At 63.0% G+C, this 26077-nt stretch carries 23 protein-coding genes; 17 read left to right on the top strand and 6 right to left on the bottom strand.

Features of this window, described 5'->3' with window-relative positions; translation table 11 throughout:
* Positions 1-57: 57 nt before the first annotated feature.
* Positions 58-1209 (top strand): acetylornithine deacetylase, encoded by a 1152-nt coding sequence (gene argE, locus H6955_10530; protein ID MCP5313987.1) that lies wholly within the window; start codon positions 58-60, stop codon positions 1207-1209.
* Positions 1210-1216: 7 nt separating this feature from the next.
* Here the strand turns inward: argE and H6955_10525 are convergent, their stop codons facing one another.
* On the bottom strand, positions 1217-1840 hold the full coding sequence (locus H6955_10525) for a TetR/AcrR family transcriptional regulator (GenBank protein MCP5313986.1): 624 nt from the start codon (positions 1838-1840) through the stop codon (positions 1217-1219).
* A gap of 255 nt (positions 1841-2095) precedes the next feature.
* Between H6955_10525 and H6955_10520 the strand changes: the two genes are divergently transcribed.
* The 3 genes from H6955_10520 (at position 2096) to H6955_10510 (ending at position 4931) form a co-directional block, all read left to right on the top strand.
* Positions 2096-3211 carry a methyltransferase domain-containing protein gene (locus H6955_10520; GenBank protein ID MCP5313985.1) on the top strand — a complete coding sequence of 372 codons (1116 nt, stop codon included), beginning with the start codon at positions 2096-2098 and terminating at the stop codon, positions 3209-3211.
* 61 nt (positions 3212-3272) lie between these two features.
* Positions 3273-4637 (top strand): amino-acid N-acetyltransferase, encoded by a 1365-nt coding sequence (argA, locus tag H6955_10515; GenBank protein MCP5313984.1) that lies wholly within the window; start codon positions 3273-3275, stop codon positions 4635-4637.
* A 150-nt stretch (positions 4638-4787) separates the two neighbouring features.
* On the top strand, positions 4788-4931 hold the full coding sequence (locus tag H6955_10510) for a hypothetical protein (protein ID MCP5313983.1): 144 nt from the start codon (positions 4788-4790) through the stop codon (positions 4929-4931).
* A gap of 19 nt (positions 4932-4950) precedes the next feature.
* Here H6955_10510 and H6955_10505 read toward each other — a convergent pair whose 3' ends face one another.
* The gene (locus H6955_10505; GenBank protein MCP5313982.1) at positions 4951-5862 is read right to left on the bottom strand and encodes a LysR family transcriptional regulator; all 912 of its coding nucleotides are present in this window, start codon (positions 5860-5862) and stop codon (positions 4951-4953) included.
* A gap of 353 nt (positions 5863-6215) precedes the next feature.
* Here H6955_10505 and H6955_10500 point away from each other — a divergent pair, with 353 nt between their 5' ends.
* Together H6955_10500 and nhaD are read left to right on the top strand one after the other, a co-directional pair.
* The gene (locus H6955_10500) at positions 6216-8153 is read left to right on the top strand and encodes an SLC13 family permease (GenBank protein MCP5313981.1); all 1938 of its coding nucleotides are present in this window, start codon (positions 6216-6218) and stop codon (positions 8151-8153) included.
* Between the two features lie 119 nt (positions 8154-8272).
* A complete protein-coding gene (gene nhaD, locus H6955_10495; protein ID MCP5313980.1) occupies positions 8273-9679 on the top strand; it encodes a sodium:proton antiporter NhaD in 1407 nt (468 codons plus the stop codon).
* A 57-nt stretch (positions 9680-9736) separates the two neighbouring features.
* Here the strand turns inward: nhaD and H6955_10490 are convergent, their stop codons facing one another.
* The 3 genes from H6955_10490 to H6955_10480 all read right to left on the bottom strand — a co-directional run bounded on the left by H6955_10490 (position 9737) and on the right by H6955_10480 (position 14717).
* On the bottom strand, positions 9737-10621 hold the full coding sequence (locus H6955_10490; GenBank protein ID MCP5313979.1) for a substrate-binding domain-containing protein: 885 nt from the start codon (positions 10619-10621) through the stop codon (positions 9737-9739).
* A 51-nt stretch (positions 10622-10672) separates the two neighbouring features.
* Positions 10673-13057 carry a hypothetical protein gene (locus tag H6955_10485; protein ID MCP5313978.1) on the bottom strand — a complete coding sequence of 795 codons (2385 nt, stop codon included), beginning with the start codon at positions 13055-13057 and terminating at the stop codon, positions 10673-10675.
* 94 nt (positions 13058-13151) lie between these two features.
* Positions 13152-14717 carry a DASS family sodium-coupled anion symporter gene (locus H6955_10480; protein ID MCP5313977.1) on the bottom strand — a complete coding sequence of 522 codons (1566 nt, stop codon included), beginning with the start codon at positions 14715-14717 and terminating at the stop codon, positions 13152-13154.
* Between the two features lie 293 nt (positions 14718-15010).
* Here H6955_10480 and H6955_10475 point away from each other — a divergent pair, with 293 nt between their 5' ends.
* Both H6955_10475 and H6955_10470 read left to right on the top strand, forming a co-directional pair.
* Positions 15011-15742, top strand: coding sequence for a Crp/Fnr family transcriptional regulator (locus tag H6955_10475; protein MCP5313976.1), 732 nt, complete (start codon positions 15011-15013; stop codon positions 15740-15742).
* A gap of 31 nt (positions 15743-15773) precedes the next feature.
* Positions 15774-16055, top strand: coding sequence for a hypothetical protein (locus H6955_10470; protein ID MCP5313975.1), 282 nt, complete (start codon positions 15774-15776; stop codon positions 16053-16055).
* A gap of 121 nt (positions 16056-16176) precedes the next feature.
* Here H6955_10470 and H6955_10465 read toward each other — a convergent pair whose 3' ends face one another.
* Positions 16177-16665, bottom strand: coding sequence for a winged helix-turn-helix transcriptional regulator (locus H6955_10465; protein ID MCP5313974.1), 489 nt, complete (start codon positions 16663-16665; stop codon positions 16177-16179).
* Between the two features lie 126 nt (positions 16666-16791).
* Here H6955_10465 and H6955_10460 point away from each other — a divergent pair, with 126 nt between their 5' ends.
* The 9 genes from H6955_10460 to glgC all read left to right on the top strand — a co-directional run bounded on the left by H6955_10460 (position 16792) and on the right by glgC (position 26075).
* The gene (locus tag H6955_10460; protein MCP5313973.1) at positions 16792-18099 is read left to right on the top strand and encodes a D-amino acid dehydrogenase; all 1308 of its coding nucleotides are present in this window, start codon (positions 16792-16794) and stop codon (positions 18097-18099) included.
* 135 nt (positions 18100-18234) lie between these two features.
* The gene (locus H6955_10455; GenBank protein ID MCP5313972.1) at positions 18235-19593 is read left to right on the top strand and encodes a sodium:alanine symporter family protein; all 1359 of its coding nucleotides are present in this window, start codon (positions 18235-18237) and stop codon (positions 19591-19593) included.
* A 79-nt stretch (positions 19594-19672) separates the two neighbouring features.
* Positions 19673-20758: an alanine racemase gene (gene alr / locus H6955_10450; protein ID MCP5313971.1), complete on the top strand. Its 1086-nt coding sequence runs from the start codon at positions 19673-19675 to the stop codon at positions 20756-20758.
* A 193-nt stretch (positions 20759-20951) separates the two neighbouring features.
* A complete protein-coding gene (locus H6955_10445; protein ID MCP5313970.1) occupies positions 20952-21563 on the top strand; it encodes a methylthioribulose 1-phosphate dehydratase in 612 nt (203 codons plus the stop codon).
* Positions 21564-21567: 4 nt separating this feature from the next.
* The gene (locus H6955_10440; protein MCP5313969.1) at positions 21568-22125 is read left to right on the top strand and encodes a cupin; all 558 of its coding nucleotides are present in this window, start codon (positions 21568-21570) and stop codon (positions 22123-22125) included.
* Positions 22122-22802 (top strand): acireductone synthase, encoded by a 681-nt coding sequence (mtnC, locus tag H6955_10435; GenBank protein MCP5313968.1) that lies wholly within the window; start codon positions 22122-22124, stop codon positions 22800-22802. Before H6955_10440 ends, mtnC begins: the two co-directional genes overlap by 4 nt.
* A gap of 25 nt (positions 22803-22827) precedes the next feature.
* Positions 22828-23496, top strand: a complete 669-nt coding sequence (locus H6955_10430; protein ID MCP5313967.1) for a methyltransferase domain-containing protein — start codon at positions 22828-22830, stop codon at positions 23494-23496.
* Between the two features lie 518 nt (positions 23497-24014).
* Positions 24015-24728, top strand: coding sequence for a 6-phosphogluconolactonase (pgl, locus tag H6955_10425; protein ID MCP5313966.1), 714 nt, complete (start codon positions 24015-24017; stop codon positions 24726-24728).
* A gap of 48 nt (positions 24729-24776) precedes the next feature.
* A complete protein-coding gene (glgC, locus tag H6955_10420; protein ID MCP5313965.1) occupies positions 24777-26075 on the top strand; it encodes a glucose-1-phosphate adenylyltransferase in 1299 nt (432 codons plus the stop codon).
* Positions 26076-26077: the final 2 nt, after the last annotated feature.

Genomic DNA, 26077 nt, shown 5'->3' with positions numbered 1-26077 from the left:
CCGGATCCTACATCAATCCCGCTGGACGGCCTTGTGCGCTTGGTTCACGCTAGCGGGATGGAATGCCCCCCGCTTACAGAAATGATGCGTCGCCTGATCGGCTCACCGTCGGTCAGTAGCGTGAGTCCCGAATGGGACAGCTCGAATGCACAGGTCGTCGACCACATCGCCGAGTGGTGCGAGGCGCTGGGCCTGCAGGTCGAACGCCTGCCGATCCCCGGATACCCGGGCAAGTTCAACCTGGTCGCGAGTGCGGGCCGCGGCCCCGACGGCCTGGTACTGTCCGGCCACACCGATACGGTGCCGTTCGACGAGGCACGCTGGAGCAGCGATCCGTTCCAGCTGATCGAGCGTGACGATCGCTGGTACGGCCTCGGCACCTGCGACATGAAGGGGTTCTTCGCGGTGGTGTTGGACGCGATCCGCGACATCGACCTCGCGCGTCTGCGGCATCCGCTGATACTGCTCGCGACGGCCGACGAGGAGAGCAGCATGTGCGGTGCGAAATCGCTGCGCGACACGCATCGTCAGCTGGGCCGGCATGCGGTGATCGGCGAGCCGACCGGGATGCGGCCGATCCGCATGCACAAGGGGATCGCGATGGAAGCGATCCGCGTGCACGGACGCTCCGGCCATTCCAGCGACCCGCGCCTCGGCAACAGCGCCCTCGAAGGCATGCACCAAGTGATCGGCGAGCTGCTTGCCTGGCGCGACGAACTGCAACGACGCCATGCCAATCCGGCGTTCGCTGTCGCGGTACCGACGCTCAACCTTGGCCATATCCACGGTGGCGACAATCCAAACCGCATCTGTGCCGAATGCGAACTGCATTTCGACATCCGCCAGTTGCCGGGGATGGAACTGGATGAACTGCGCGGAGAGATCGATCGACGCGTCGCCCGGCGTCTCGCCGACTCGGGTCTCAAGGTCGAGCGCGTGCCCTTGTTCGAAGGTATCCCGGCGATGGAGACCGATGCCCGGTCACCGATCGTCCTGGCGGCCGAGCAACTGACCGGATTCAGCGCCGGTGCGGTCGCGTTCGGCACCGAAGGCCCCTACCTGAACGCGCTGGGCATGCAGACCGTGATCATGGGCCCCGGCAGCATCGATCAGGCGCACCAGCCTGACGAATACCTCGCACTGGACCAGGTCGCACCGGCGCGCCGCATCGTCCGCGAACTCGTCACGCGCTTCTGCCTGAGCGGTTGAGCGCCGTTCAATCGCCTGAGGGCGGGGTGAACAGCAGCTCCAGGTAGTTGCGGCACTGGACCAGCTGCTCGGAGGCCAGCTTCGGTTCCCGCATCACCTTCGACAGGATGAATGCGCCTTCGAAGGTCGTCAGCACATGATCGGCGACCTGATGCCAGTCGACCGGAATACGCGGTGGATACTCGGCGGCGACCTCGCGCACCTTGTGCGTGAGCCGGTCGCGCCAGAAGTGCATCATGCGTTCGACCTGGGCCATCGACTGCGGCGAGATCGCGCCACTCTGATAACAGTACGAGGCGTACAGGCAGCCTGGAAACGGCTCCTCGAGCTGTTCGGTCATCTCGATGAACAGCCCGACGAAGATCAACAGCTGCTGCAGCGGATCGCGTGCCAGTTGCTCTGCCTTCGCCATGGTGTCGACGAAATGGTGCTGGTCGTCATCGGCATAGCGCTGGATCAGCGCCGCGGCCAGATCGTGCTTGGTCTTGAAGTGATAGAAGAACGTACCCTTGGTCACGCCGGCCCGGTCGATGACCTTCTCCACCGAGGTCCCGGCCAGACCCAGATCCAGCACCATCTGCTGCGCGACATCCATGATCCGGGTACGTGTCTGGTTTCCGTCTCTCGGCATGTCACCGCCCCGTTCGTCGTGCGCCGGCCCACGATACAGCCGGCCGGTCTCGTGGTGTTGTTGTACCGCCGGTCAGAAACAGGCCCCCAACGACCGCCACAGGCCGCGGGTCGGCCCGGCTGTCCGCAACCATTACTCCCAGAAACAATAGCTTAGCCATTCAAACACTTTTTTCCTTTGTTGTATTGAGGCCCTAAAGCCCCGCCACCTAGGCTTTTCGACACACACAGCCAACACCACAGCGAGGAGAGAATCATGTGTAACACCTGCCTTCCGACCCCGGAATACAGCAACACGAACGACGGCTTTGCCGATGCACTGGTCGATATGCTGAACCAGGGCGCGCTGGCGTTGATGGTATCGATCGGGCACCGCACGGGCCTGTACGACACCCTGTCGGAACTACCACCGGCCGACAGCGCGACGATCGCGGCGCAGGCGGGACTGAATGAACGCTACGTCCGCGAATGGCTCGGCGCGATGGTGACCGGAAGGATCGTCGACTACGATGCACAGACCGGTCGCTACCACCTGCCGGCGTCTCGCGCCGCACTGCTCACGCGAACCGCGTCGCCCGACAACATCGCGGTGTTCGCCCAGTACATCGGCCTGCTCGGGCAGGTCGAAGACCGGGTCGTGGACTGCTTCCGGTTCGGCGGCGGTGTCGCCTACGAACACTACCCGCGTTTTCACGAAGTGATGGCCGAGGACAGCGGACAGACCGTGGTCAGTGGACTCGAACAGCACATACTGCCGCTCGCCCCCGGCCTGATCGACCGCCTCGAGCGCGGCATCCGGGTTCTCGACATCGGCTGCGGCAGCGGCCGCGCACTGCTCTACCTCGCGGCACGCTTTCCGCGCTCTGCGTTCACCGGGTACGACCTGGCGGAATCCGCGCTGCAGCGGGCACGCGCCGAGGCGCAGACGCGCGGACTGTCGAACGTGGCGTTCGTGTGTCGCGACCTGAGCGACTTCGCCGACTCGGCCGACCCGGCGGCGTTCGATCTGGTCACCGCGTTCGATGCGATCCACGATCAGGCCGCGCCGCAGGCGGTGCTCGACGGCATAGCGCGCACCCTGAAACCGGGCGGCGCCTTCGTGATGCAGGACATCCGCGCCTCGTCACACCTGCAAAACAACCTCGATCACCCGATAGGGACCCTGCTGTACACGATCTCGACGATGCATTGCATGACCGTCTCGCTGGCCCAGAACGGCGCCGGCCTGGGCACCGTCTGGGGCGAGGAACTGGCGGTGCAGATGTTGAACAAGGCCGGTTTCGACGATGTCGAGGTGCACCAGCTGGCGCACGACTTCCAGAACAATTTCTACGTGACGCACAAGCCGCAGCCGCAGAACAAGCCACATTGACTGCACGCGCGGCCCCGGGATGGCCCCCAGGCCGCGCTTCACTTGCGTGCCACCGGCCATTATGCTGCGCAGCTCGCCTACCGCCGGTAAGAACAACACGACCGTGAGCAGGAAAAGCAGATCCGACCAGAGTTTCGTGGGCTGGTTCCGCCAATCGTCGCCCTACATCCATGCACACCGCGGCAAGGTGCTGGTGCTGGCGTTCGGTGGCGAGGTCATCAACGGCCCCGGCTTCGCCAACCTCGTACACGACATTGCGCTGCTCAATGGCCTCGGCATCCGCCTCGTGCTGGTCCCGGGGGCCCGTCCGCAGATCGAACAACACCTCGCCGAGCGCGGTGCCGACATGCAGGTGGTCAACGGGCTGCGCGTCACCGACGACGCCGCACTGGCCTGCGTAAAGCAGGCTAACGGCGTGGTACGGGTCGAGATCGAGGCCCTGCTCTCTATGGGCCTGGCGAACTCGCCGATGGCCGGGGTACGCATCCGCGTCGGCTCCGGCAATTTTGTCAGTGCAAAGCCGCTCGGCGTGATCGACGGCGTCGACTATCGGCACACCGGCGAGGTCCGGCGTGTCGATGCGGACGCCCTGCGCAACCTGCTGAACAGCGGCAGCATCGCCTTGGTGCCCGGGCTCGGCTATTCGCCCACCGGCGAGGTGTTCAACCTCAGTGCGGCCGATGTGGCCGGCGCGGTCGCGATCGCGCTGAATGCGGACAAGCTGATCTTCCTGACCGAACACAAGGTGGGAGATGGACGGGGACGCCTGATCAGCAGCATGGTGCCGCGCGAGGTCGACCGGTTGCTGGAGCGGCGCAAGAACCTGCCCGAGGACCTCTCCCGGGTACTGCACAATGCCGCGGCCGCCTGCCGAGCCGGCGTCAATCGGGTGCACATCCTCGACCGACACAACGATGGCATCCTGCTGTCGGAGCTTTTCACGCGCGATGGCGCCGGTACTCTGGTCACCGCCGAGCCCTATGAACTGACACGCACCGCACGGATCGACGATGTCGGCGGCATCCTCGAACTGATCGCGCCGATGGAGGCGGCCGGGGTGCTGGTCAAACGCTCACGGGAACTGCTGGAACAGGAGATCGACCAGTTCACCGTGGTCGAACGCGACGGCGCGGTGATCGCGTGCGCCGCACTGTACCCGTTTGCCGACGAGGGTCTCGCGGAGCTCGCGTGCGTCGCCGTGCACCCGGACTACCGCGCGGCCGGCCGCGGCGATGCCCTGCTGAGGTACATCGAGGACCGTGCCCGCGCGCTCGGAATCGGCAACCTGTTCGTGCTGTCGACACGCACCACGCACTGGTTTCGCGAACGCGGCTTCCAGCACGCGCCGGTGGAGCGGCTGCCAAAACGGCGCCGCGACCTGTACAACTGGCGACGCGGATCGAAGGTGTTCATCAAGGCCTTGTGAGCTGCCGATGTGCCGGGACAGGTGCGCGGTTTTGGTCCATCGGTCGGGCATTTGCACCTGAAGGGTGCAAAAAATGCCGAAAAATACCCGTTTTTCCGCGGCACAGAAGTTGCGATAACTATTCCGGACCGAGAAGCGGAAGATACACGCATGCCAAATCGGAAACGTCATACGCGCGTCGCCCAGCTGCACAAAGACCATCACCGGCAGACGCTGCTCGCGGTGTTGTACCTGTGCGGCGTGGTGTTGCTGATCAATGCCTGGCTGGTGAGCCAACAGCTGATCAGTTTCTGATCCGACCTCGCGGTGAGGCTCAGTCAGGCTGCGGCACCTGCTCGCGAATCAACCGGATCAACGCCTCCGCGACGGGATTGTCGAGGTTGGCGCGCGTGCGCGCGATCCACAAGGTACGCATGATGCGCAGGCCCTCTATGCGGACATGGTGGAGTTCACCGCCGTCGATCGCGGCCTGGACCGCGAAACGCGGCAGGAAACTCACGTGCCGGCCGCGGTCGAGCATCTCGACGATGGTATCGGTCGACCCCACTTCCATGGCGATGGGAATCTGCGGGATGCCAATGTCCTTCAGGGTTCGGTCGAGCGTGATGCGCATCGACGACTCGCGCTCGCGCAGCACGTAGGCAAGCTGCGGAATCTCGGCGACCGCGAGCAGCTCGCGGCCACCCAGCGGGTGCTTCGGCGAACACACCAGTACCAGTTCGTCGTCGAGCCAGCGTTGTACCAGGACGTCAGGATGGTCCGGCTGGATCTCGGTCAATGCGAGATCGGCCAGACCCGTGGCCAGACGCGCATGGATGTTGCGACTGTAGCCGACACGCGAATCGATACGGTAGTCCGGGTAGGCGTCGGCAAAGGCCAACAGCAGATCCGGCAACAGGTGCTCGCCGATCGACTGGGTCACCGCGAGGCGCAGGCGATCGCGTCCGGCCTGGAGTTGCCGCAGATCGCCGAGCAACTCGGCCTGCTGGTCCATCACCAGGCGGGCAAACGCGTACACCCGCTCACCAGCGGTGGTGAGCCGCAGTCGCCCGGCCTCACGGGCCATCAGATCCATCCCGAACGCCCGTTCGAGCGCGCGCAGTCGTTTGGTTACCGCCGGCTGCCCGATGTTCAGCGCCCTGCCCGCTTCGGCGACTCCACCACGCTCGACAATCTCGCGCAGCGTCGCGAGCGCCTTCAGATCCGGGAGATTGCTATATTCCATTTCGGAATGTTAGCCTTTAAGTATTCATTAGCAAAATCGCCGCTAATTCTTCATTATACGGGCGTTTAGCTGTTACCCACCTGGCCTAGATCACCCCGGCAAGGCTGCGAGACGCTGTGTCGTTGTTTCCCTTTGGGAATCTCGGCGGACGTTTGACAGACACGCATTTCCTGAATGGGCGCGCTGGCGTCACCAGCCAGCGCGCGGCGATGCGATTGGTAGTACAGCGAACGCCGAAACAACACCATGAGGTACCGAGAATGAGCAACGGATCCGAACATGCCGCCGAGGCACCGATGAGCCCAGCGGCCACTGTGCAGCCGGAACCCAGCGCGAACAAGCCGAAGGTCGGCATGTTGCTGAGTCCAAAACAGCTGATTGCCGGAGCCTTGTTCATGGTACTGGGGCTGTACATGGCGAGCGTGGTCCCGTCGATCGAGATCGCATGGGTCAGCGGCATCCTTTTGCTCACCGTCTACCTGTTCGCGTTCGAGGTCGTCGGGGTCGACGTCGCCGCAGCGACAGTGATGGTGCTGCTGGGCCTGACGTCGCTGTTCGCACCAATGATGGGGCTGTCGCAGGGCCTGGTCGACAACAATCATCTGTTCGACGGATTCGCGTCGAATGCGGTGATATCGATCATCGCGGTGATGATCATCGGCGCCGGCCTCGACAAGACCGGCATCATGACCAAGGTCGCGGCATTCATTCTCAAGGTCGGCGGCACGACCGAGACGCGCATCATCCCGATCATCTCCGGTACCGTTGGTTTCATCTCCTCGTTCATGCAGAACGTCGGCGCGGCCGCGCTGTTTCTTCCGGTCGTATCGCGTATCTCGGCGCGCTCCGGTCTGCCGATGTCGCGCCTGCTGATGCCGATGGGCTTCTGTGCGATCCTCGGCGGGACCGTGACGATGGTCGGGTCGAGCCCGCTGATCCTGCTCAACGACCTGATGCTCACCTCCAACAAGGCACTGCCCCCCGAGCAGCAGATGGACACCTGGTCCCTGTTCTCGGTCACCCCGATCGGCCTCGCGCTCGTCGCGACCGGCATCATCTATTTCGTGATCGCGGGCCGTTTCGTGCTGCCGGCCGGCAGCAAAGCCGGCAAGAGCAAGGACGATGCGATGGCGTACTTCCGAGACATCTACGACCTGGACTACGAACTGTTCGAGGTCGAGGTGCCGGAAGGCAGCGACCTGGTCGGCAAGCACCTCGACGACGTGGAGCACGATGAGCGGGTACGCGTGATCGCCTCGGCGAGCGGAGCGAGCATGAAATACGGCGCCGGAAGCCTGTCGCGCGATACCGGCATCGAGGCCGGCATGGTGCTGGGCATCATCGCGTCGCCGAAACACCTGCTGGAATTCGTCGAAAAGTACCAGCTTGACCTGCACAGCAGCATCGAACTGCTCAGCGAGGTGCTGGCCCCGACCAAGTCGGGTGTCGCCGAGGTCGTGATACCGCCCAGCTCGAGCCTGGTCGGCAAGAGCGCCCGCGACGTCTGGATGCGCAAGGTGTACGGCATCTCGACGGTAGCGCTGCATCGCGATGGCAAGACGATGCGCGAGGGCGAGAACATCCGCGACCTGCCATTCCAGGGTGGCGATACCCTGATCGTGCATACGCAGTGGGATGCACTGGCGCGTCTGCAGAAGGACCGTAACTTCGTGGTCGTCACCACCGAGTTTCCGCACGAAGAATCGCGGCCTCACAAGGTCGCCTATGCCGGCATCTTCTTTGCAATCGCGCTGGCGCTGGTGTTGTTCAGCGACCTGCGCCTGTCGGTCGCGCTGCTGACCGGCGCTATGGGCATGATCCTGTCAGGAGTCCTGAAGATCGACGAAGCCTATACCGCGGTCAGCTGGAAGACCGTGTTCCTGCTCGCCTCGCTGATCCCGCTCGGCCTTGCGGTCGAGACCTCGGGTACCGCGAAATGGATCGCCGAGCAGACCCTCAGTGTCGTCGGCAACATGCCAGTCTGGGTAATCCAGGCGGCCGTCGCGGTGCTTGCCACCTTCTTTACGCTGGTGATGTCGAACGTCGGCGCAACGGTGCTGCTGGTACCGCTGGCCGTCAACATCGCGATCGGCGCAGGGGCCGATCCGGCGGTCTTCGCGCTGACGGTCGCGCTGGCCACCTCGAACTCGTTCCTGATCCCCACCCACCAGGTGAACGCGCTGATCATGGGTCCGGCCGGGTATCGGGTACCGGACTTCATGCGTGCCGGCGGTATCATGACCGTGCTGTTCCTGGTTGTAATGATGCTGATGATCAACCTGATCTACTGATCGGGATAGTCCGGGCCTCTACCGCCGGCGGCAATTCGCTGCCGGCGCTTCCGTGTCGCCTCGCCACCGTATCGAGGGAATCCATGTTGTCAGTTCCTGTCTCGTCGCCTGCCGCGGCCATGTCCGCCGGTCGTCTGTTATCCGCTCTGTTTGCGGTGTTCGCACTGGGCGTCTTGCCCGGACCCTCGTTGGCCGCGGGCGCCGGGCCGCTCGATCTGACCAGTCACTGGGCTGGCTACCTGGGGATCGCGGTGTTCGTGGTCGCATACCTGCTGGTGATGGCCGAGGAGTTCACCCATCTGCGCAAATCCAAACCGGTGATCCTTGCCGCCGGCCTGATCTGGGCCGTGGTCGCCTGGGTCTATCAGTCGCAGGGGTTTACCACGGAGGCCGAACACGCGCTGCGTGAGAATCTGCTCGAATACGCCGAGTTGATGCTGTTCCTGCTGGTGGCGATGACCTACATCAACGCGATGGAGGAACGGCAGGTGTTCGAAGCGCTGCGGTCGCGCCTGGTGAGTGCCGGATTTGGATTTCGCAGCCTGTTCTGGATCACCGGGACACTGGCGTTCTTCATTTCGCCAATCGCAGACAACCTTACAACCGCACTGCTGATGTGTGCCGTGGTGCTCGCCGTAGGCGGTGACAACCCACGCTTCGTGACCCTTGCCTGCGTCAACATCGTCGTGGGTGCCAACGCCGGCGGCGCCTTCAGTCCGTTCGGCGATATCACCACGCTGATGGTGTGGCAGAAGGGCGTGGTCGATTTCTGGAACTTCTTCAACCTGTTCCTCCCGTCCCTGGTGAACTTCGTGGTACCGGCTGCCCTCATGCACTTTGCGGTGCCCGACGAGAAACCGCATGCGACCGAAGACTGCGTGATCCTGATGCGCGGCGCACGGCGGATCATCGCGTTGTTCCTGCTGACGATCGCCACGGCGGTATCGTTCCACAACTTTCTGCACCTGCCGCCGGTAATTGGCATGTTGACCGGCATGGGCTATCTGGGCCTGCTCGGCTATTACCTGAAGAAGACGCCGTGCCGCATGGCTCCGGAGGATTGCGAGGAGATCGGTGACATCGTGCCGTTTGACGTGTTCCGCCCTGTCGCGCGGGCGGAATGGGACACGTTGTTCTTCTTCTACGGCGTCGTCGCCTGCGTCGGCGCGCTCGGCTTCATGGGCTACCTCGCGTTGACCTCGGAGGTGATGTACCAGCACTGGGGTGCGAGCAACGCCAATATCGCGGTCGGCGTGATGTCGGCGATCGTCGACAACATCCCGGTGATGTTCGCGGTACTGACGATGCAACCCGACATGCCGCTCGGACAGTGGCTGTTGGTCACGCTGACCGCTGGGGTCGGTGGCTCGCTGTTGTCGATCGGCTCGGCCGCCGGTGTGGCGCTGATGGGACAGTCGCGCGGCATGTACACCTTTTTTGGCCACCTCAAGTGGACACCAGCGATTGCGGTCGGTTACGCAGCGAGCATCGCCACGCACTTCTGGCTCAATCACGCGATGTTCTGAGTGCGGCCGTCCGGTGCCGACCGGTCGGCCCGCCGAGGCGTGGTGTTCGACGGCGGCTCATTCGATCCTGTCGAGACCGTGGTGATCGTAGATCTCGCGCACCCGGGCAGTGTCGAGAAAGGCGTAGAAGCCTTCGCCGGATGGCCGGGCATCCCCCGACAACAGCGCAAACACCGTGTTGCGTTCTGGCGCCAATTCGGATGCCGACGCGCCGCCGCCTGTCTCCAACGGCTGTTGCTCGAAAAGTTGCGGGAACACGCGGCAGTAGCGGAGCGCCAGATGATGATAGACGACGGCCACATCGACCCGTCCGGAGGCCACGGCCTCCGGCGCCTCGCGGTGATGGATGCACTCGCCGTACATCAGCCGACCATTCGCCGGATCGAGGAAACCGGTGTCCACGCCGGCATGTGCCGCGGCCCGACGCAACGCCGCGGCATAGCCGTTGTAGCTGACCTTTTCAGTCTCGGGATTGGAGAGAAACAGCCTGACGTCTTCGCGGTCGAGGTCCTCGACTCCGCGAATGCGTTTCGGATTACCCTCCGCGACCAACAAGGAGCAGCCCCGCCCCTGCACGAACGGCTTGGACACTCCGGTAACCGCGATATCGCCAAGCCCCTGCAAGAATTGCGGTGGGCCCAATAGCACATCCGGCCGCAGAGACAGCACCAGATTGCCGAGGCGCACCTGACCATCGCGTACGATCATCGCAATCACCGCGGGCGGGAAGGTTGCATAGAAAGGCGGGGCATCGCCCGGATTGAGCCCGGCGTAAACACGCACCACATCGTTGAGTGCCATGTGGTGATTGCCATCGGAAAGGATCACCACGCCTGCACGCAACGGATCACCGTGTAGATCGAGACACAGATTCGAGCCACGGTGCTGCCAGCGATTCGTGATATCGCCATCCTGTACCCGTTCATCCGGCCAACTCAACATCGCCGCAATGTCTCCGTCAACGGCCTCAGCGATCGCGGCCGCGTGCTCCGGTCATTGAAATGTGATGAACAAGGCCGACGTCCATACCTTGGCATCGTCTACCTGACGTGCCAACAGGTAAACTGGGCGATGGCCGTGCGGCCCGTTGCGCGGCCCCACTTCGAACGACCCCCTCACCTCGCGCGGCGCTGCCGAATCGCTCATGCGCTCAAGCGCGAGGAACATGTCCACTCCCGGCAGGTCCTTCTTCAACCGCGCGGCATCCAGCAGTTCCTGGCCGCTGACCTCCCAGGTGAACGTCGGACAATGCACGAACGGATTACCCTTCAGCGGATCACCGACTTTTACGTACCCGTCGATGGTGCCTTCGATGCGGATCACCGCGGTCGCCAGGTGCGACACATCGATTTCGATCGCATCGACGTCGCCATAGGTGTCGCTTTTGAAGCCCAAGGTCGTCGGGCCGTGCCGCCAGCAGGTCTCCTCGATGTGTTCGAATCCGCTGCCTACAAAGTCGTTGATCACGGCATTGGTGATGGTGATCGTACCCTTCCACGCCGCCCAGCGGTAACGGTCTTTGATCCGCGCACCACCCCAGCGGAAACGGATGCGGCGCTCGGAATATCCCATCTCTTCCTGCAGATTGCGGCGCCAGAACTCGCCGTCGTGGTCGAAGGCGATGATTTCGTCCCAGCCGACGTCGCCGAGAAAGCGGTATTCGACCATCGCCGGGCCGCCGTGAGTGAATTCATCGCCCATGATGTGTTTGCCACAATGAACCAAGCCGAAGGTACGTTCACCGGTCGAAGCGAAAGTGTGGCGTTCGCGCAACGCCTTCGCGACGGCCTTGCGCGTGAGTTCCGGCGCGATCAATCCGGATATACCGCCCTTGGTCCCGAACACCGCGGTACCTGGAACGCCGCCACCACAACGGCCACGGTGTTCATCACCGGCCATGGAGGCGCCGATCTTGTAACCACGTTCCATCGCCTCCTGATAGAGCCAGCCAAAGTGCCCCCACGCCGAACCGATCTCAATCAGGCGTTCCAATCCCGGATGGTGCCAGTCAAGAATACAGCGTCGTCCACCCACGTGCGGAATCAGCAGGTGGCCTTCGGGATCATCGGCATAGGCTACCCATAGTTCCTCCAATGGCCAGGCTCCCGGCACGGCCTGATCGGTCTTGGAGTCCTCGTTCCAGTCGACGGAGCGCACGTGCTCGCCATTCTTGAGGTACGGGAACTGCGGTTCGCCATCGTGCAGGTACACGACATTGTGGTCACCACCGGCACAAGAGCTGCCGCACCACTCAGTACCGGGATAGGCGATGAACTTGCCGTCTTCACAGATCTCCCGGATCAGCTTCACCGTCGCCTGCCAGCGTTCCGTGGTGATATTGAAGTCGTTGTGCGCGAATGCCAGCACATCAAGGCCCGTCACATCGCGCCCATACGTCAGGTTGTAGCGCGTCGAATTGGTACCGATGGTGTCTTCCGAGTGCACATGCAGATCCGTATAGAAGACCCTCGGGACCTCCAGCTGGTCATCGACGTTTACATAAAAGGTCGCCGGTTTGACCCAGGGATGATCAGGCAAAGCAGCCGTGACGACGAGTTCGCCCACGCGGTCCACCGGAAGGTCTTCGAGCAGCAACACCGCCCAGCCCTCGTCTGGGAGCACCGCTTTACGTTCGAAACAGGGTTCGCCATCCAGCGACGCGGACACCGCTATGGCCTCGCCCCTGTTCCAGCAGGTATTGCCCCACTCGTCCTCCGCCCGCACGCGCAACGGAAACGGCTGCCCCCGGCGCACCACGCGGGGACCCGCCCACTGTATCTGCGCCGGAGCGCCCGGCACGACCTGGATCACGATATCCGGGCTGACTGCCGAAAAGCGCGATGTGCCGAGCGGGTCGACGTAGCAGCGAATCTTGAAGTTCTCTTCGACGAACGTCTGCACGCGGGTACCGGCACCACCGAAACGGCGGTCCCCGAGACGAATCACGATGTGGTCGCCCGCCTTGACGTAGCCGTCGAAGGTATCCACGATCACCGCCTTCTGAAAAGGCCGCTCGTGCCCCTTCTGGTCGAACCGCACACTGAGCTTCTGCACCGTGGCCGGGCTCTGGCCGGGCACGGTAGGCGCAGCGTGGTACTCGGCGCTGATATAGTTTGCGCCTGCGGGATCGGTCGTTTGAAACAATGCCCAATCCGAATAGAAGCGGAATGTCGCCTTGAACCACGAGCCGTCTGCCATGCCCGATGCACCGACCTCGTAATCGATGATGATCTCCTGCCAGGAGCCGGCCACGATCTCCTCGACATTGCAGCGTACCTTGCCAAGAAACGCCATGTCCTTGGTGATCTGGTACAAGCCCTGCGGCGCATGGTAGTCGCCGAGTTGCTGCTTCAGTTCCCGGTCGGTCATCTTTTTCATGCTGCGTGCTCCTCACCTTGATCCACCAGACGCCGGCGCGCGACTGCAACCGCGTCGTCCGTCACTTCGAGAAATCGATCTTGGTCTCGACACCTCATCTGAACGGCCAGGGCGCGCTGGCATCCCATACCGGTATACCCAGGAATGCGTACCACGGTGCCATCACTATCAGTCCGTAGAGGATCGCGATAAGTACACTCACCCAACCGGCTTTGAAATAGTCCGTGGTCGAGAACTCATCTGAACCGTAGGCGATCACGGCGGCCGTGATCTGTGTCGGCAACAGATAGGCGAAAGTGTCGGTGTCGCACACCAGCAGGGTGAACGTGACCGGGTGAAAGCCGAGCGGCCCAGCCATCGCGAACACCACAGGCGCCAACATCGCGATCGCGGCGACATTGGACAGCATCCCGATGCGGATGATGTGGGTACCGACCATCAGCGTGAGGATGGCCGCCCACCAGGTCATGCCTTCGACTGCGCCGTGAACGAGATCAGCAAGGTACTGGGCGAGACCGGATTTGGTCATCGCCGCAGTCATCGTGATCGCACCGCCAAGCAGCAGGAAGGTTCCCCATATGGTCTTGTCCTGTACGGCCTTCCATTTGAAGGGGAACAGTCCGGGTGTGAACAGCACAAGTATGCCGACCAAGCCGATAATCCCCAGCTGGAACCGATGCAGTTCGAAGATCGGGCTGCCCTTACCCATCATGAAAAGCAGCGCAATGCCGACAAACACTGTCAGCAGCGTCCACTCGTTGGCAGTCATCGGCCCGAGATCCTTGTGCTGCGCGTGAATCTTCGCGTGACCTCCGGCGATCGCGATACCACCGGTCTTGAAGTGGAAACGGATCCATGCCTGAGTCAGCACGAACATCCCCAGGTAAGGGAACTGCAGCAGCATCCAGTCGAGATAGCCCAGACCGGAGAAGCCGTTCTGGTCGAAGATGCCGATCATTATCAGGTTAGGCAGGTGCGCGGTGAGAATGAACACGCCGCAGATCATCGTGCCGTAGACCAGCGACTGGATGACGATCGCCTTGCGCGCGTCACGTTCTTCGGGTGTATCACCGAGCAGATTGCAGATGCCCTTGACCACAGGCAACAGCGTCGCCGCGCGGGCATTTGCGGCCGGAATCAGGAATGCGAGCACGATATTCACGAAGAACATGCCCCAAATCACGCGCCCGACATTGCTGGCCTTGATCTTGTCGAGGATGCCCAACGCAATGCGCCGATCCAGATGTAGCAGCTGCATGATCGCGCCGACCAGAAAGGCGAACAGGCACAACCATACGACGTGTTTGGTAAAGCCCGAAAACACCGTCTCCAGAGGCGGCGTCAGCTTGCCCTTCTTTTCCACCCAGGGGATGCCTTCAGTGAGGATCAGCAGCAGCGGCACGGAGATCCCGGTTATGCCGACCGGCAGGGCCTCCGACACCCACATGATACTGGCCCAGACGACCACGGCGAGGACCGCCATACCGTGGTCGCTGAGTCCGTCGGGATTCGGCAGGACCCATAGAATCAGGAAGAATGCTATCCATGCCACGGCGAAACCGATCAGAACCCGTTTCGGATTTCGCCCACTTTCCTCGATGTTGTTGACGATGTGGCCAAACACGCCAGACGAAGGAGCCGGTACCCGTTCGGTTGTCATGACACCCTCCCGACAAAGGCGGTCATCGCTGTGACGACACCCTGATTTACTGTTTTCTTATGTACCGATATGCATCGCGCATCACGATGGGTGCCGAAGCCCGGTTAGTCGGGATTATGGTTGCGGGTCCACAGCAGTTCTGTCGTCTGGACGACATTCGTCAGTAATTTTTCTGGTAACTTTCCGGCAGCATCCAGGGGTGAAGGTCGGATGGTGAGCGCACGGCGTCACACAACACCAGGAATCGTCGACGGATAAGGTTCGGTAACAATGTCAGGTGCTCCACAGTGAACATGGAACGCAAAGACAACCCGGCAACGTGGGCGGTCACCCCGAAAAATTTCCTGCAGAGCCTCGAACCCGCGACGCTGGACAGACTTCGAGAGATGTCCTGCCATCGCATCCTGCAGAAAGGCGAGACCATCTTCAGTCGCGGTTCCCTCGGTGAAAACGTGTACGTCCTGACCGAAGGGCGCGCCAAGATCTACGAGATGTCGCCACTCGGCCGTGAGGTCATCCTCTGGTTCTGCCTGCCAGGTGAGATATTCGGCCTGGCGGAGTTGCCCAGCGGAGGACGACGTCCGGTATCCGCCAACGCCTGCACACAGGTACGGTTGCTCGTGGTGTCGCGCAAGCGTTTTCTGGCATTTCTCGAATCGCACCCCAAAGTCGCCAGCCTGATCATCGAGCTCTTGTCTTGTCGCATGCGCATGCTCGGAGACTGGATGCTCAACATGGCCACCGACGACGTCTCGGCCAGGCTGGCGAAGTTGCTGCTGCGCCTGCGTGCCCAGTACGGGGTTCCATGCAGTATTCGCTGTGGTTGCGCCAGCCAGATCGATTTCGAACTCACCCACCAGGAGATTGCCGACATGATCGGCACCAGCCGCCAGACCGTTTCGACGCTACTGAACAGGCTGAAGCGTGACGGCATCATCCAACTGAACCGCAAGATCATGCACCTGATCGATATCCCGTCCCTGGATGCCGTTGCCGCGGGTATCGGGCAAGACGCACTCGGTTGATCGGCTTCCCGCGCCGCCGCCGTCGACAGACATGATCGACATTCTTGACACCGTCGTGGGTACCATCGTGATCATCGATGTGTATGTACTCATCTTTTTCCGCTTGCTCGTCAGACGCGACCACGAGCGCCATACCGGGCAACGCGAGTCGACATTCGGTGCAATCTTCAGCGTCCCGGAGAGAGACCATCTAAGTCCGTCCGGACGAAGGGATCGGCGGCGTTATTGGGTGTCCTTGGGCATCCTGCTGGGCTGTGTGGTCTACGTGGCGGCAACCCGTTGGTCAATGGCAGGGTTCGGCTGGCCACACTGAACCCGCGTGACACCGGCGCGATCCGCATCACGCCTTTCTCGGCATCCATCGATGGCGCAGACCTGGCCCGCGGGACAGGGCACGGACGGATGCCGGCAGACACCCACCCGGCGTGCGGAGGTCAGTCCTTGACCACCAGGCGGGTCGATTCCTGGACCGTCTCCATCGTCACCAGGGTGCGTGAATCACGCACCCCGGGCAGGGTGTGCAGGATCTCACCGAGCAGTTGCCGGTACGAGGTGATATCGGCGATGCGGATCTTCAGCAGGTAGTCGAAATCACCCGATACGAGATGGCACTCGAGAATCTCCCGCCAGCGACCCACGGCACGCCGAAAATCCTCGAACACGGTTCCCGAGGTGTAGCTGAGACTGATCTCGACAAACACCAGCAGGCCGGCGTCGAGTTGCGTCGGGTCCAGCAAGGCCGCGTAGCCACGGATCACCCCGTCACGCTCCAGGCGCCTCACCCGTTCCAGGCAGGGCGAGGTGCTCAGCCCGACCTTTTCCGCCAGGTCGACATAGGAGATACGTCCGTCCTCCTGCAGGGCGCGCAGGATGCGCCGGTCTATACGGTCGAGTTTACGCACGGATGCCGGGGCGCTGGCCATAATATTTTCTGCCAATTCGGATTTTTAGAAAAAATATACCGAGTTCGATCGCAAAACACCAAGAATTATTGCTGCTTCCGGTCTAGCATCTCCGGGTAACTCAACGCCTTTTTCTGGGAGCAACTCATGCGCACCATCGTTATCGGTAGCGGCGTGATCGGTGTCACCACGGCCTACTATCTGGCGCGCTCGGGACACCAGGTGACCGTACTCGACCGCCAGGCCGGTGCGGGGCTGGAGACCAGCTTCGCCAATGCGGGCCAGGTGTCGCCCGGCTACTCGGCGCCCTGGGCGGCGCCGGGAATCCCATGGAAGGCCGTCAAATGGTTGTTGAGCAAGAACTCGCCGCTGGTGATCGACCCCCGCATCGATGGACCCATGTTGCGTTTCATCCTGGCGATGCTGCGCAACTGCACCAGCGAGCGTTACGCCATCAACAAGGGCCGCATGCTGCGTCTCGCCGAGTTCAGCCGGCACGCCTTCGGCGAACTGCGGTCGGAGACCGGCATCGAGTACGACCAGCGCGCCCGCGGTACCCTGCAGCTGTTCCGCACGGCGAAGCAGGTGCGCGACGCTGCAAAGGATATCGCCGTGCTCGAGGACTGCGGCGTGCCCTACGAGTCGCTCGATGTCGATGCCTGCGTCACGGTCGAGCCGGCGCTCGCACGTGTTGCCCACAAGCTCGCCGGCGGCCTTCGGCTACCCCTGGACGAGACCGGTGACTGTTACCGGTTCACCGAGCAACTGTCGACACTGAGCCGCGCACAGGGCGTCGAGTTCCTGTTCGGGATCGACGTCGAACGGCTGCTGGTCAACGCCGGGCGGATCACCGCGGTACGCACGCAGCGCGGCGATCTGCGCGCCGACAACTACGTGGTGGCCATGGGCAGCTACTCGCCGTTGTTGTTGCGCCCGGTCGGTATCGATCTGCCGGTGTATCCGGTCAAGGGCTACTCCCTGACGCTGCCGGTGACCGCCGCGGAGGCCGCGCCGGTATCGACGGTGATGGACGAGACATTCAAGGTGGCCGTGACCCGTCTGGGCGACCGGATCCGGGTCGCCGGCACCGCCGAGTTGACCGGCTATTCCTTGGCGCTCAAAGAGCGCAGGCGACGCACCGTGACGCACGTCGTGCGCGACCTGTTTCCGGACGGCGGCGACATCGACCAAGCAGCGTTCTGGACCGGCCTGCGCCCGATGACGCCGGACGGCACTCCGGTCATCGGACCCACGCCGTACCGCAATCTGTACCTGAATACCGGTCATGGTACCCTCGGGTGGACGATGTCGTGCGGCTCAGGCCGCGTGCTCGCCGACCTCATCAATGGGAACCAACCGGAGATCGACATCGAAGGCCTCACGATGCAGCGCTATCACCGGGCCATCAAAACGCAGACCAAGACAGCGAAGACGGCACACGCCGTTACCACCTAGGGGGCGGGTAAGCGCAACACGGTGGATTCATGCCGTCTGGCGCCAGCGCACGGACGGCAGCGGTAATACCAAATAAACAAACGCTGACGGCGGACCGGCGCCGGCATTAGAACCATCAGTCAGGGGGGAGAAACAATGGAAGTCTTACACGAGTGGGTATCGTCCGTGAACGGCGTCGTCTGGGGGCCCTTGATGCTGGCCCTGATCCTGGGCGTCGGTCTGTATCTGCAGGCCGGGCTCAAGCTGATGCCGATTCGCAACCTTGGGCGGGGATTCCGCCTGCTTTTCGAAGGGCGCAAGACGACCACGGAGCTGGCGCAGGAGGGTGAGGTCTCGCCCTTCAATGCACTGATGACCGCGTTGTCCGCCACCGTTGGCACCGGCAACATCGCCGGTGTGGCGACTGCGGTATTCCTCGGCGGACCGGGGGCACTCTTCTGGATGTGGTGTACCGCGCTGGTCGGGATGGCCACCAAGTTCGCCGAGGCCGTGCTCGCCGTTCGTTATCGCGAGGTGGACGAACTGGGCAACCACGTCGGCGGTCCTATGTACTACATCCGCAACGGTCTCGGCAGGAAATGGACCTGGCTCGCGTTCCTGTTCGCGCTGTTCGGCATGCTGGCGGGATTCGGCATCGGCAACACGGTACAGTCCAACTCGGTCTCGCAGGTGCTGGAGACCACCTTCGGGGTGCCCGCCTACGCGACCGGCCTGCTGCTGATGGGGCTCACCGGTGCCGTGCTGCTCGGTGGCATCCAGCGTATCGGTGCAGTGGCCGGCAAGCTGGTGCCGCTGATGGCGATCGGCTACATCGCCGCCGCGCTGGTCGTACTGGTGATCAATGCCGAGCAGATTCCGCACGCCTTGCGCCTGGTGTTCCAGCATGCATTCACGCCGATCGCCGCCGAGGGTGGTTTCGCCGGCGCTGCGGTATGGGCGGCGATTCGCTTCGGTGTGGCACGCGGTGTATTTTCCAACGAGGCCGGTCTCGGGAGTGCACCGATCGCACACGCGGCGGCGCGCACCAAGGACCCGGTCAAACAGGGCATGGTCGCGATGCTGGGCACCTTTATCGACACCATCGTGATCTGCAGCATGACCGGCCTGGTGATCATCACCTCGGGCACCTGGACCGGCGGCGAGAACGGCGCCGCGCTGACATCGGCGGCGTTCGCAGCGGCATTGCCGAGCGTGGGTGCCGAGATCGTCGCCGTCGCGCTCGCGATCTTCGCCTTCACGACGATCCTGGGGTGGAGCTTCTACAGCGAGAAATGTGCCGAATACCTGTTCGGCGTCAAGGCGATCAAGCCGTTTCGGATTCTCTGGATCGTCGGCGTGCTGCTCGGAACGCTGGTGAAACTCGACTTCGCGTGGCTGTTGGCCGATACGCTCAACGCGCTGATGGCGATCCCGAACCTGATTGCCCTGTTGCTGCTGAGTCCAGTGGTCTTCAGTCTGACCCGCGACTATCTCGCCCGGCATTCCGCAGAGTAGCTCACGAACCGGTGCAATCCCCGTGCTGCGGCCGCTGCGATCGGCCGCAGCCAATCAAACACCCGAACACCCACTGACCATGTCACGCCCAACCCGCGCCATCATCGACATACCGGCGTTCGTTGAAAACTACCGGCACGCCAGGTCCCTGACGCGGGGCGCACGGGCCGTCGCCGTGATAAAGGCCGACGCCTACGGACACGGCGCGGTGGTCCTTGCGAAGGCCCTGAGCGGTACGGCCGATGCATTCGGCGTCGCCTGTATCGAGGAGGCAATGGAACTGCGCGAGTCGGGCATCACGGATGACATCGTATTGCTCGAAGGGATCTTCGAACCGCACGAGCTGATCGATGTCACGCGCGAGCATCTGACCCAGGTCGTGCATTGCGCGGAGCAGTTGCAATGGGTGCTCGAGGCCAGTCCCGCACGGCCCTACCGCGTCTGGTTGAAACTCGATTCCGGCATGCACCGCCTGGGGTTCGAACCGGACGCCTTTCGCGCGGCCTTCACCGCGCTCAAGGCCTGCGCGCACGTCGGCGAGATCGTGTTGATGAGCCATTTCTCGCGCGCCGACGAGGTCGACAATGACCGGACACGGGACCAGTTTGCATTGTTCCAACGGTTGACCGCCGACCTCGACTGCCCGATCAGCGTCGCGAATTCGCCGGCCGTGCTGGCCTGGCCGGCGACCCACGGCGACTGGATTCGCCCGGGTATCATGCTCTACGGTGCATCACCGATGGGCAGGGAGACGCCGACCGCGGATCCGTTGCGTCCGGTGATGCGTCTCGAATCGGCAGTGATTGCAGTGCGCACGCTGGCCACCGGCGAACCCATCGGCTACGGCGGGCGTTTCACCTGCGACCGCCCCACGCGGGTCGGCGTGGTGGCGATCGGTTACGGCGACGGTTATCCGCGACACGCGATCGACGGTACGCCGGTGGCCATCGACGGCGTGCGCAGCCGCATCATCGGGCGCGTCTCCATGGACATGCTGACGGTCGACCTGACGCCGGTTCAGCACGCCGGGCCGGGGAGCCGCGTGGAACTCTGGGGTCCGCGGGTATCGGCCAACACCGTCGCCCGACACAGCGATACCATCGCCTACGAACTGTTTACCGGCGTGACCCGCCGCGTGCCGCGCCTGTACCAGAGCCCCGCGTGACCGACCGGCCGGGACTGCCGGGAATCGCGTTATCCGCGTACTGCGGCAGGCCCACGCCGCATCACTCCGGGCGCTGACATTCGCCCCGCCCCTCGCGACGGATCCAGAGCACCGCCGGGACGGCGCGACAGCGCTGCGCAGCGCCGCCGATTGTTGGTATATTTCGGCCCCTGTTGTGGCCTGGATCATGCGGATGAGCGATTTCCTCGAACGCGCGCAAGAACTGGTCGATGCGGGCCACTTTCTGTATGAACGGGGGATGGTGCCGGCAACCAGTGGCAACTTCTCGGCGCGCCTGAGCGACGATTCCATCGCGGTGACCGTGTCAGGACGCCACAAGGGCCGTCTGAGCGTCGACGACATCATGCGCGTCGACGAACGGGGCAACTCGCTGGACGGTCGCAGGCCATCCGCCGAGACGCTGTTGCATACCCACCTGTATGCCCGGTTTGCCGACGCACGCGTGATTCTGCATCCACACTCGGTCAATGCGACCGTGCTGTCACTCCAGGCCGGGACAACGCTGGCGTTGCAGGACTACGAACTGCTCAAGGCGTTTCCGGGGATCACCACCCACGACTGCAGCGTCGACATCCCGGTGTTCGACAACGATCAGGACATCGGGCGCCTTGCGGCGCAGGTCGACGCACGCCTGGCGGAACGCTGCGATGCACCGGGCTACCTGATCCGCGGACACGGTTTCTACACCTGGGGCGCGTCGACCGAAGATGTCCTTCGTCACGTCGAGGCCTTCGAATTCCTGTTCAGCTGCGAATTGCGCATGAGAACCCAACCAGCGAGGTAAGCACATGTCTGCACTGACGATCCAGACCACCGCCGGTGAACACCTTGAAACGCTCCGCGAGCACCCCGCCATCGCTGCGGCACTCGGCGAGCTGGGCGTGCAGTTCGAACGCTGGGAGGCCGGTCGACCGCTGGCCGATGACGCCGACCAACAGGCGGTGCTCGACGCCTACCAGGCAGATGTCGACAAACTCAATCGGCACTACGGATTCCAGTCCGTGGACGTCGTGGCGCTGCAACCCGACCACCCGCAGAAGGCCGAGTTCCGACAGAAGTTTCGCGACGAACATACCCATGACGACTTCGAGGTGCGGTTTTTCGTCGACGGCAGCGGTCTGTTCTATCTGCACATCGGTGACAAGGTCTACATGGTGCTGTGCGAAAAAGGCGACCTGATCAGCGTGCCGGCCAACACCACGCACTGGTTCGACATGGGCGAAAACCCCCGGTTCAAGTGCATCCGTTTCTTCACCACCCCGGACGGGTGGGTTGGAAATTTCACCGGTAGCGACATCGCCGCCGGTTTCCCGGATTTCGACAGCTACGTCAAAGGCCTGCAGTGATCCGCGCAATCCTGACGGATATCGAAGGCACCACCTCGTCGATCTCGTTCGTCAAGGATGTGCTGTTTCCCTATGCGCGGGCACATCTGGCCGAATTCGTCCACGCCAACGCCGACGATGCCGCGGTGCGCAAGGCGCTCGACGAGGTGAGTGCCATCGCGGACCAACCACTCGAAACAGACCGGGCCATCGATCAGCTGCTCGCCTGGATCGACGAGGATCGCAAGATCACACCGCTCAAGGCGCTGCAGGGGATGATCTGGGAGGCAGGCTATCGCCATGGTGATTTCCGCGGCCATATGTACCCTGACGCGGTGGAGTACCTGCGTCGCTGGCGGGCCGCCGGACTCGAACTGTTCGTGTACTCCTCGGGTTCGGTACAGGCGCAGAAGCTGTTGTTCGCACACACCGATTTCGGCGATCTGAGCGGGTTGTTCCGCGATCATTTCGACACCCGGATCGGGGCCAAGACCGACCCCGCGTCTTACCGCGCTATCCAATCCCGGATTGGCATCCCGGCGGAACAGTTGTTGTTCCTCTCCGATATCGTTGCTGAACTGGATGCGGCGCGCAGCGCCGGCCTGCGTACCGTGCAGCTGGTGCGCGACGCGCAGACGACGACGGCCGAACACCCGGTCGCCCACGATTTCAGCGAGATCGATGTCGAAGGGCGCTGAAGGAACGGGAGCGGGCCTGGCGGTGATGCGCGCACTGTGTGGCCTGATCCTGCTGCTCGGTGCACTGCCGCTGTTCGCCGAGCAGAACGTCAATCCCGGCATCAATCGACAGTACAGCACCCCCGACGTCACCCGGTGGCGCGGCGTGTTCGAGCGCGACGGCCGCGAGGTATGGGACCGGCGTGCGGACATCATCCGCCATCTGCGCCTGCGTCCCGGCCAGACAGTCGCCGACATCGGTGCCGGTACCGGGTTTTTCAGCGTACTCATGGCGCGCGAGGTGAATCCCGCGGGGCGGGTGTACGCGGTCGACGTGGCGCCGACCTTCGTCGATGCGACCGTGCAGCGCGCCCGTGACCAGGGTCTGCGCAATGTGATGGGCGTGGTGAACGACCAGCATGACGTTCACCTGCCGGATGCCAGCATCGATCTGGCATTCATCAGCGATACCTATCACCACTTCGAGTATCCGCAAGCGACCCTGCGCAGCATTCATGCCGCGCTGCGGCCCGGCGGCGATCTGGTGGTGATCGATTTCAAGCGCATCCCCGGGGTCAGCCACCCCTGGGTGCTGAGCCACGTGCGCGCCGACGAGGCCGAGATCACCGGCGAGATCGAGGCGGCCGGGTTCACGCTGATCGAACGCCTGGATTTCATGCGCACCCAGTATTTTCTGCGCTTTCGCCGGCAATGAGGTGTTCACGACCCATCGCGGCCTGGCATGCGCCAAAACACGTCGCCCGATGTGCGAAAGTTGTGCAGCGGCGACCGCTGATACGATCGAATCGCGCAGCGACGGTGCAAACCCGGGTTCCGGCGTTGTTCCGGGCACTGCGCACGAAACTTGCAAACCACGCTGGTCATGAGCCAGCGATGCGGGTAGTAGGGCGCAACACGGACCGATCATGAGGTTTTTCGAGGCCGGATTGGCGACATCTTCAGTGGACCCGGCCGGGGTGCGCAGGCCGCGCAGCGCCGGCGTCGGGACCACCGGCCCAAGGACGAAGTCCGCACCGGCGGCTCCGACCGGCCCACACGCGGCGTTCGCCGCAGTTCGCCGGGCGCTTGACGCAGGCGCGCGCTGCTTGCACTGTTCGCGCGCGGCCGCGACCGGACGGTGCGGACCGCCCGATCGTCACGCCATCCGGACCGAAGGGGTGCACACCGCAGCGCAGCCATGCACGATGAACGACCGTCAGACAAGGAAGCGGCATGACCGCAGATTGGCAGATTGAGGCCGATGCGGCCGCTGTGGCAGACGCCGCATGCCGACTTATCGGTATCGCCGCACGCGATGCCATCGCCGAACGTGGACGTTTCCGACTCGTCCTGGCCGGCGGCGCGACGCCGATGGCGACCTATCGCCGCCTCGCGTCAAGTGATCAGAACTGGAAGCGCTGGTCCCTGTATTATGGGGACGAACGCTGCCTGCCTGCGGACGATCCGGAGCGCAACAGCCAGATGGTGATCGCGACCGGCCTGGCGGATCGGGTCGGAAAACACTACCCGATCCCAACCGAACTCGGGGCGAAGACGGCGGCAACGAAGTACCGCGAACGTATTCGCTCTGCCAGACCGTTCGATCTGGTACTGCTCGGGATGGGCGAAGACGGCCATACGGCGAGCCTGTTTCCCGGGCACGACTGGCCCGAAAAATCCGTGTTTGCGGTGAAGAATTCTCCAAAGCCGCCGCCCGAGCGCGTGACGCTCGGCGTCAAGGCATTGCAGAGTTGCCGCGCGATGCTGATCCTGGTGACCGGAGCGCAAAAAGCCGATGCGGTCCGCAGATGGCGCAGCGGGGGCGACCTGCCGATCAGGCGCGTCGCCGACATCGAGCAGTCGCTGGTCCTGGTGGAAAGAAAATGCCTGGACTTTGCGGACGGTCAAGCCGCCTTGAAGGCCGCACCGATAGAGTGCGAACCCTGACGGTCACGATTCAGCTGGGCTTCGCGGAAATACTACAGGGCAGATGTAATGACAAGCAGTAAGGAACAGCACCATCTCTACAAGTACTACGTCGAACCGCAGGCGGTCAGCGACCTGACCCGCCGCACCCTGGTGCTGGTGCTGGCCGGTGGCGAAGGATCACGACTCAAGAATCTCACGAAGTGGCGCGCAAAACCGGCGGTACCCTTCGGAGGCAAGTACCGCATCATCGATTTCGCGTTGTCCAACTGCATCAATTCCGGCCTGCGTCGGATCGGCGTACTGACCCAGTACAAGTCGCACTCGCTGATCCGTCACCTGCAGCGCGCCTGGGGTTTCATGCGGCCTGAGATCGGCGAGTTCGTCGAGATCATCCCGGCCCAGCAACGCCTGCGGCCTGAGTGGTATCAGGGCACCGCGGACGCGATCTACCAGAACCTCGACATCATCTACCGACACGAACCCGATTACGTGCTGGTACTGGGTGGCGACCACATCTACACGATGAATTACGCCAAGATGCTCGCCGCCCACGTACAGGCGGATGCCGAACTGACCGTAGGCTGCATCGAGGTACCGGTCGCCGAGGCCCGGGAATTCGGGGTGATGTCGGTCGACGAGGATTTTCGCATCACCAAGTTTTCGGAAAAGCCCGCCAACCCCGAGTCGATGCCCGGCAAACCCGGGATCGCGCTGGCGTCGATGGGCATCTACATATTCTCGATGGAGTTTCTTACCAAGGCGCTGATTCAGGACGCCGAAGACGATATCTCGCAACATGATTTCGGCAAGAACATCATCCCCGCGGCGGTGGAGAATGCGAAGTCGATCGCCTACCCGTTCCTGAACAGCCTCGGTGAACCCGCATATTGGCGCGATGTCGGCTCTCTCTACTCCTATTGGAAAGCCAACATCGAACTGTGCGACATCGAACCGGAATTGAACCTGTACGAACGCGACTGGCCGATCTGGACCTACCAGGCGCAGAGTCCGCCGGCCAAGTTTGCATTTGACGACGACACCCGACGGGGACAGGCGATCGATTCGCTGGTCGCCGGGGGCTGCATCATCTCCGGTGCCAAGGTGAAGCGCTCGGTGATCTTCTTCAATACCCAGATCGAGACCGGCACCTACATCAGGGAGAGCGTCATCCTGCCCAAGGTCCGGGTCGGACGGAACTGCAAATTGCTGCGTTGCATCGTCGACAAGGGCACCGTGATCCCGGATAACTTTCAGGTCGGCGTCGACCTCGAGGAGGACCGCAAGCGGTTCCTGGTGACCGACGAGGGGATCGTGCTGGTGACGCCGGGCATGATGAACCAGCGGCTCCACTACGAACGCGATTGATT

This window comes from Chromatiaceae bacterium, assembly GCA_024235395.1.
GTDB lineage: Bacteria > Pseudomonadota > Gammaproteobacteria > Chromatiales > Chromatiaceae > Thiosocius.
This window is presented reverse-complemented; position numbering and strand designations above follow the sequence as displayed.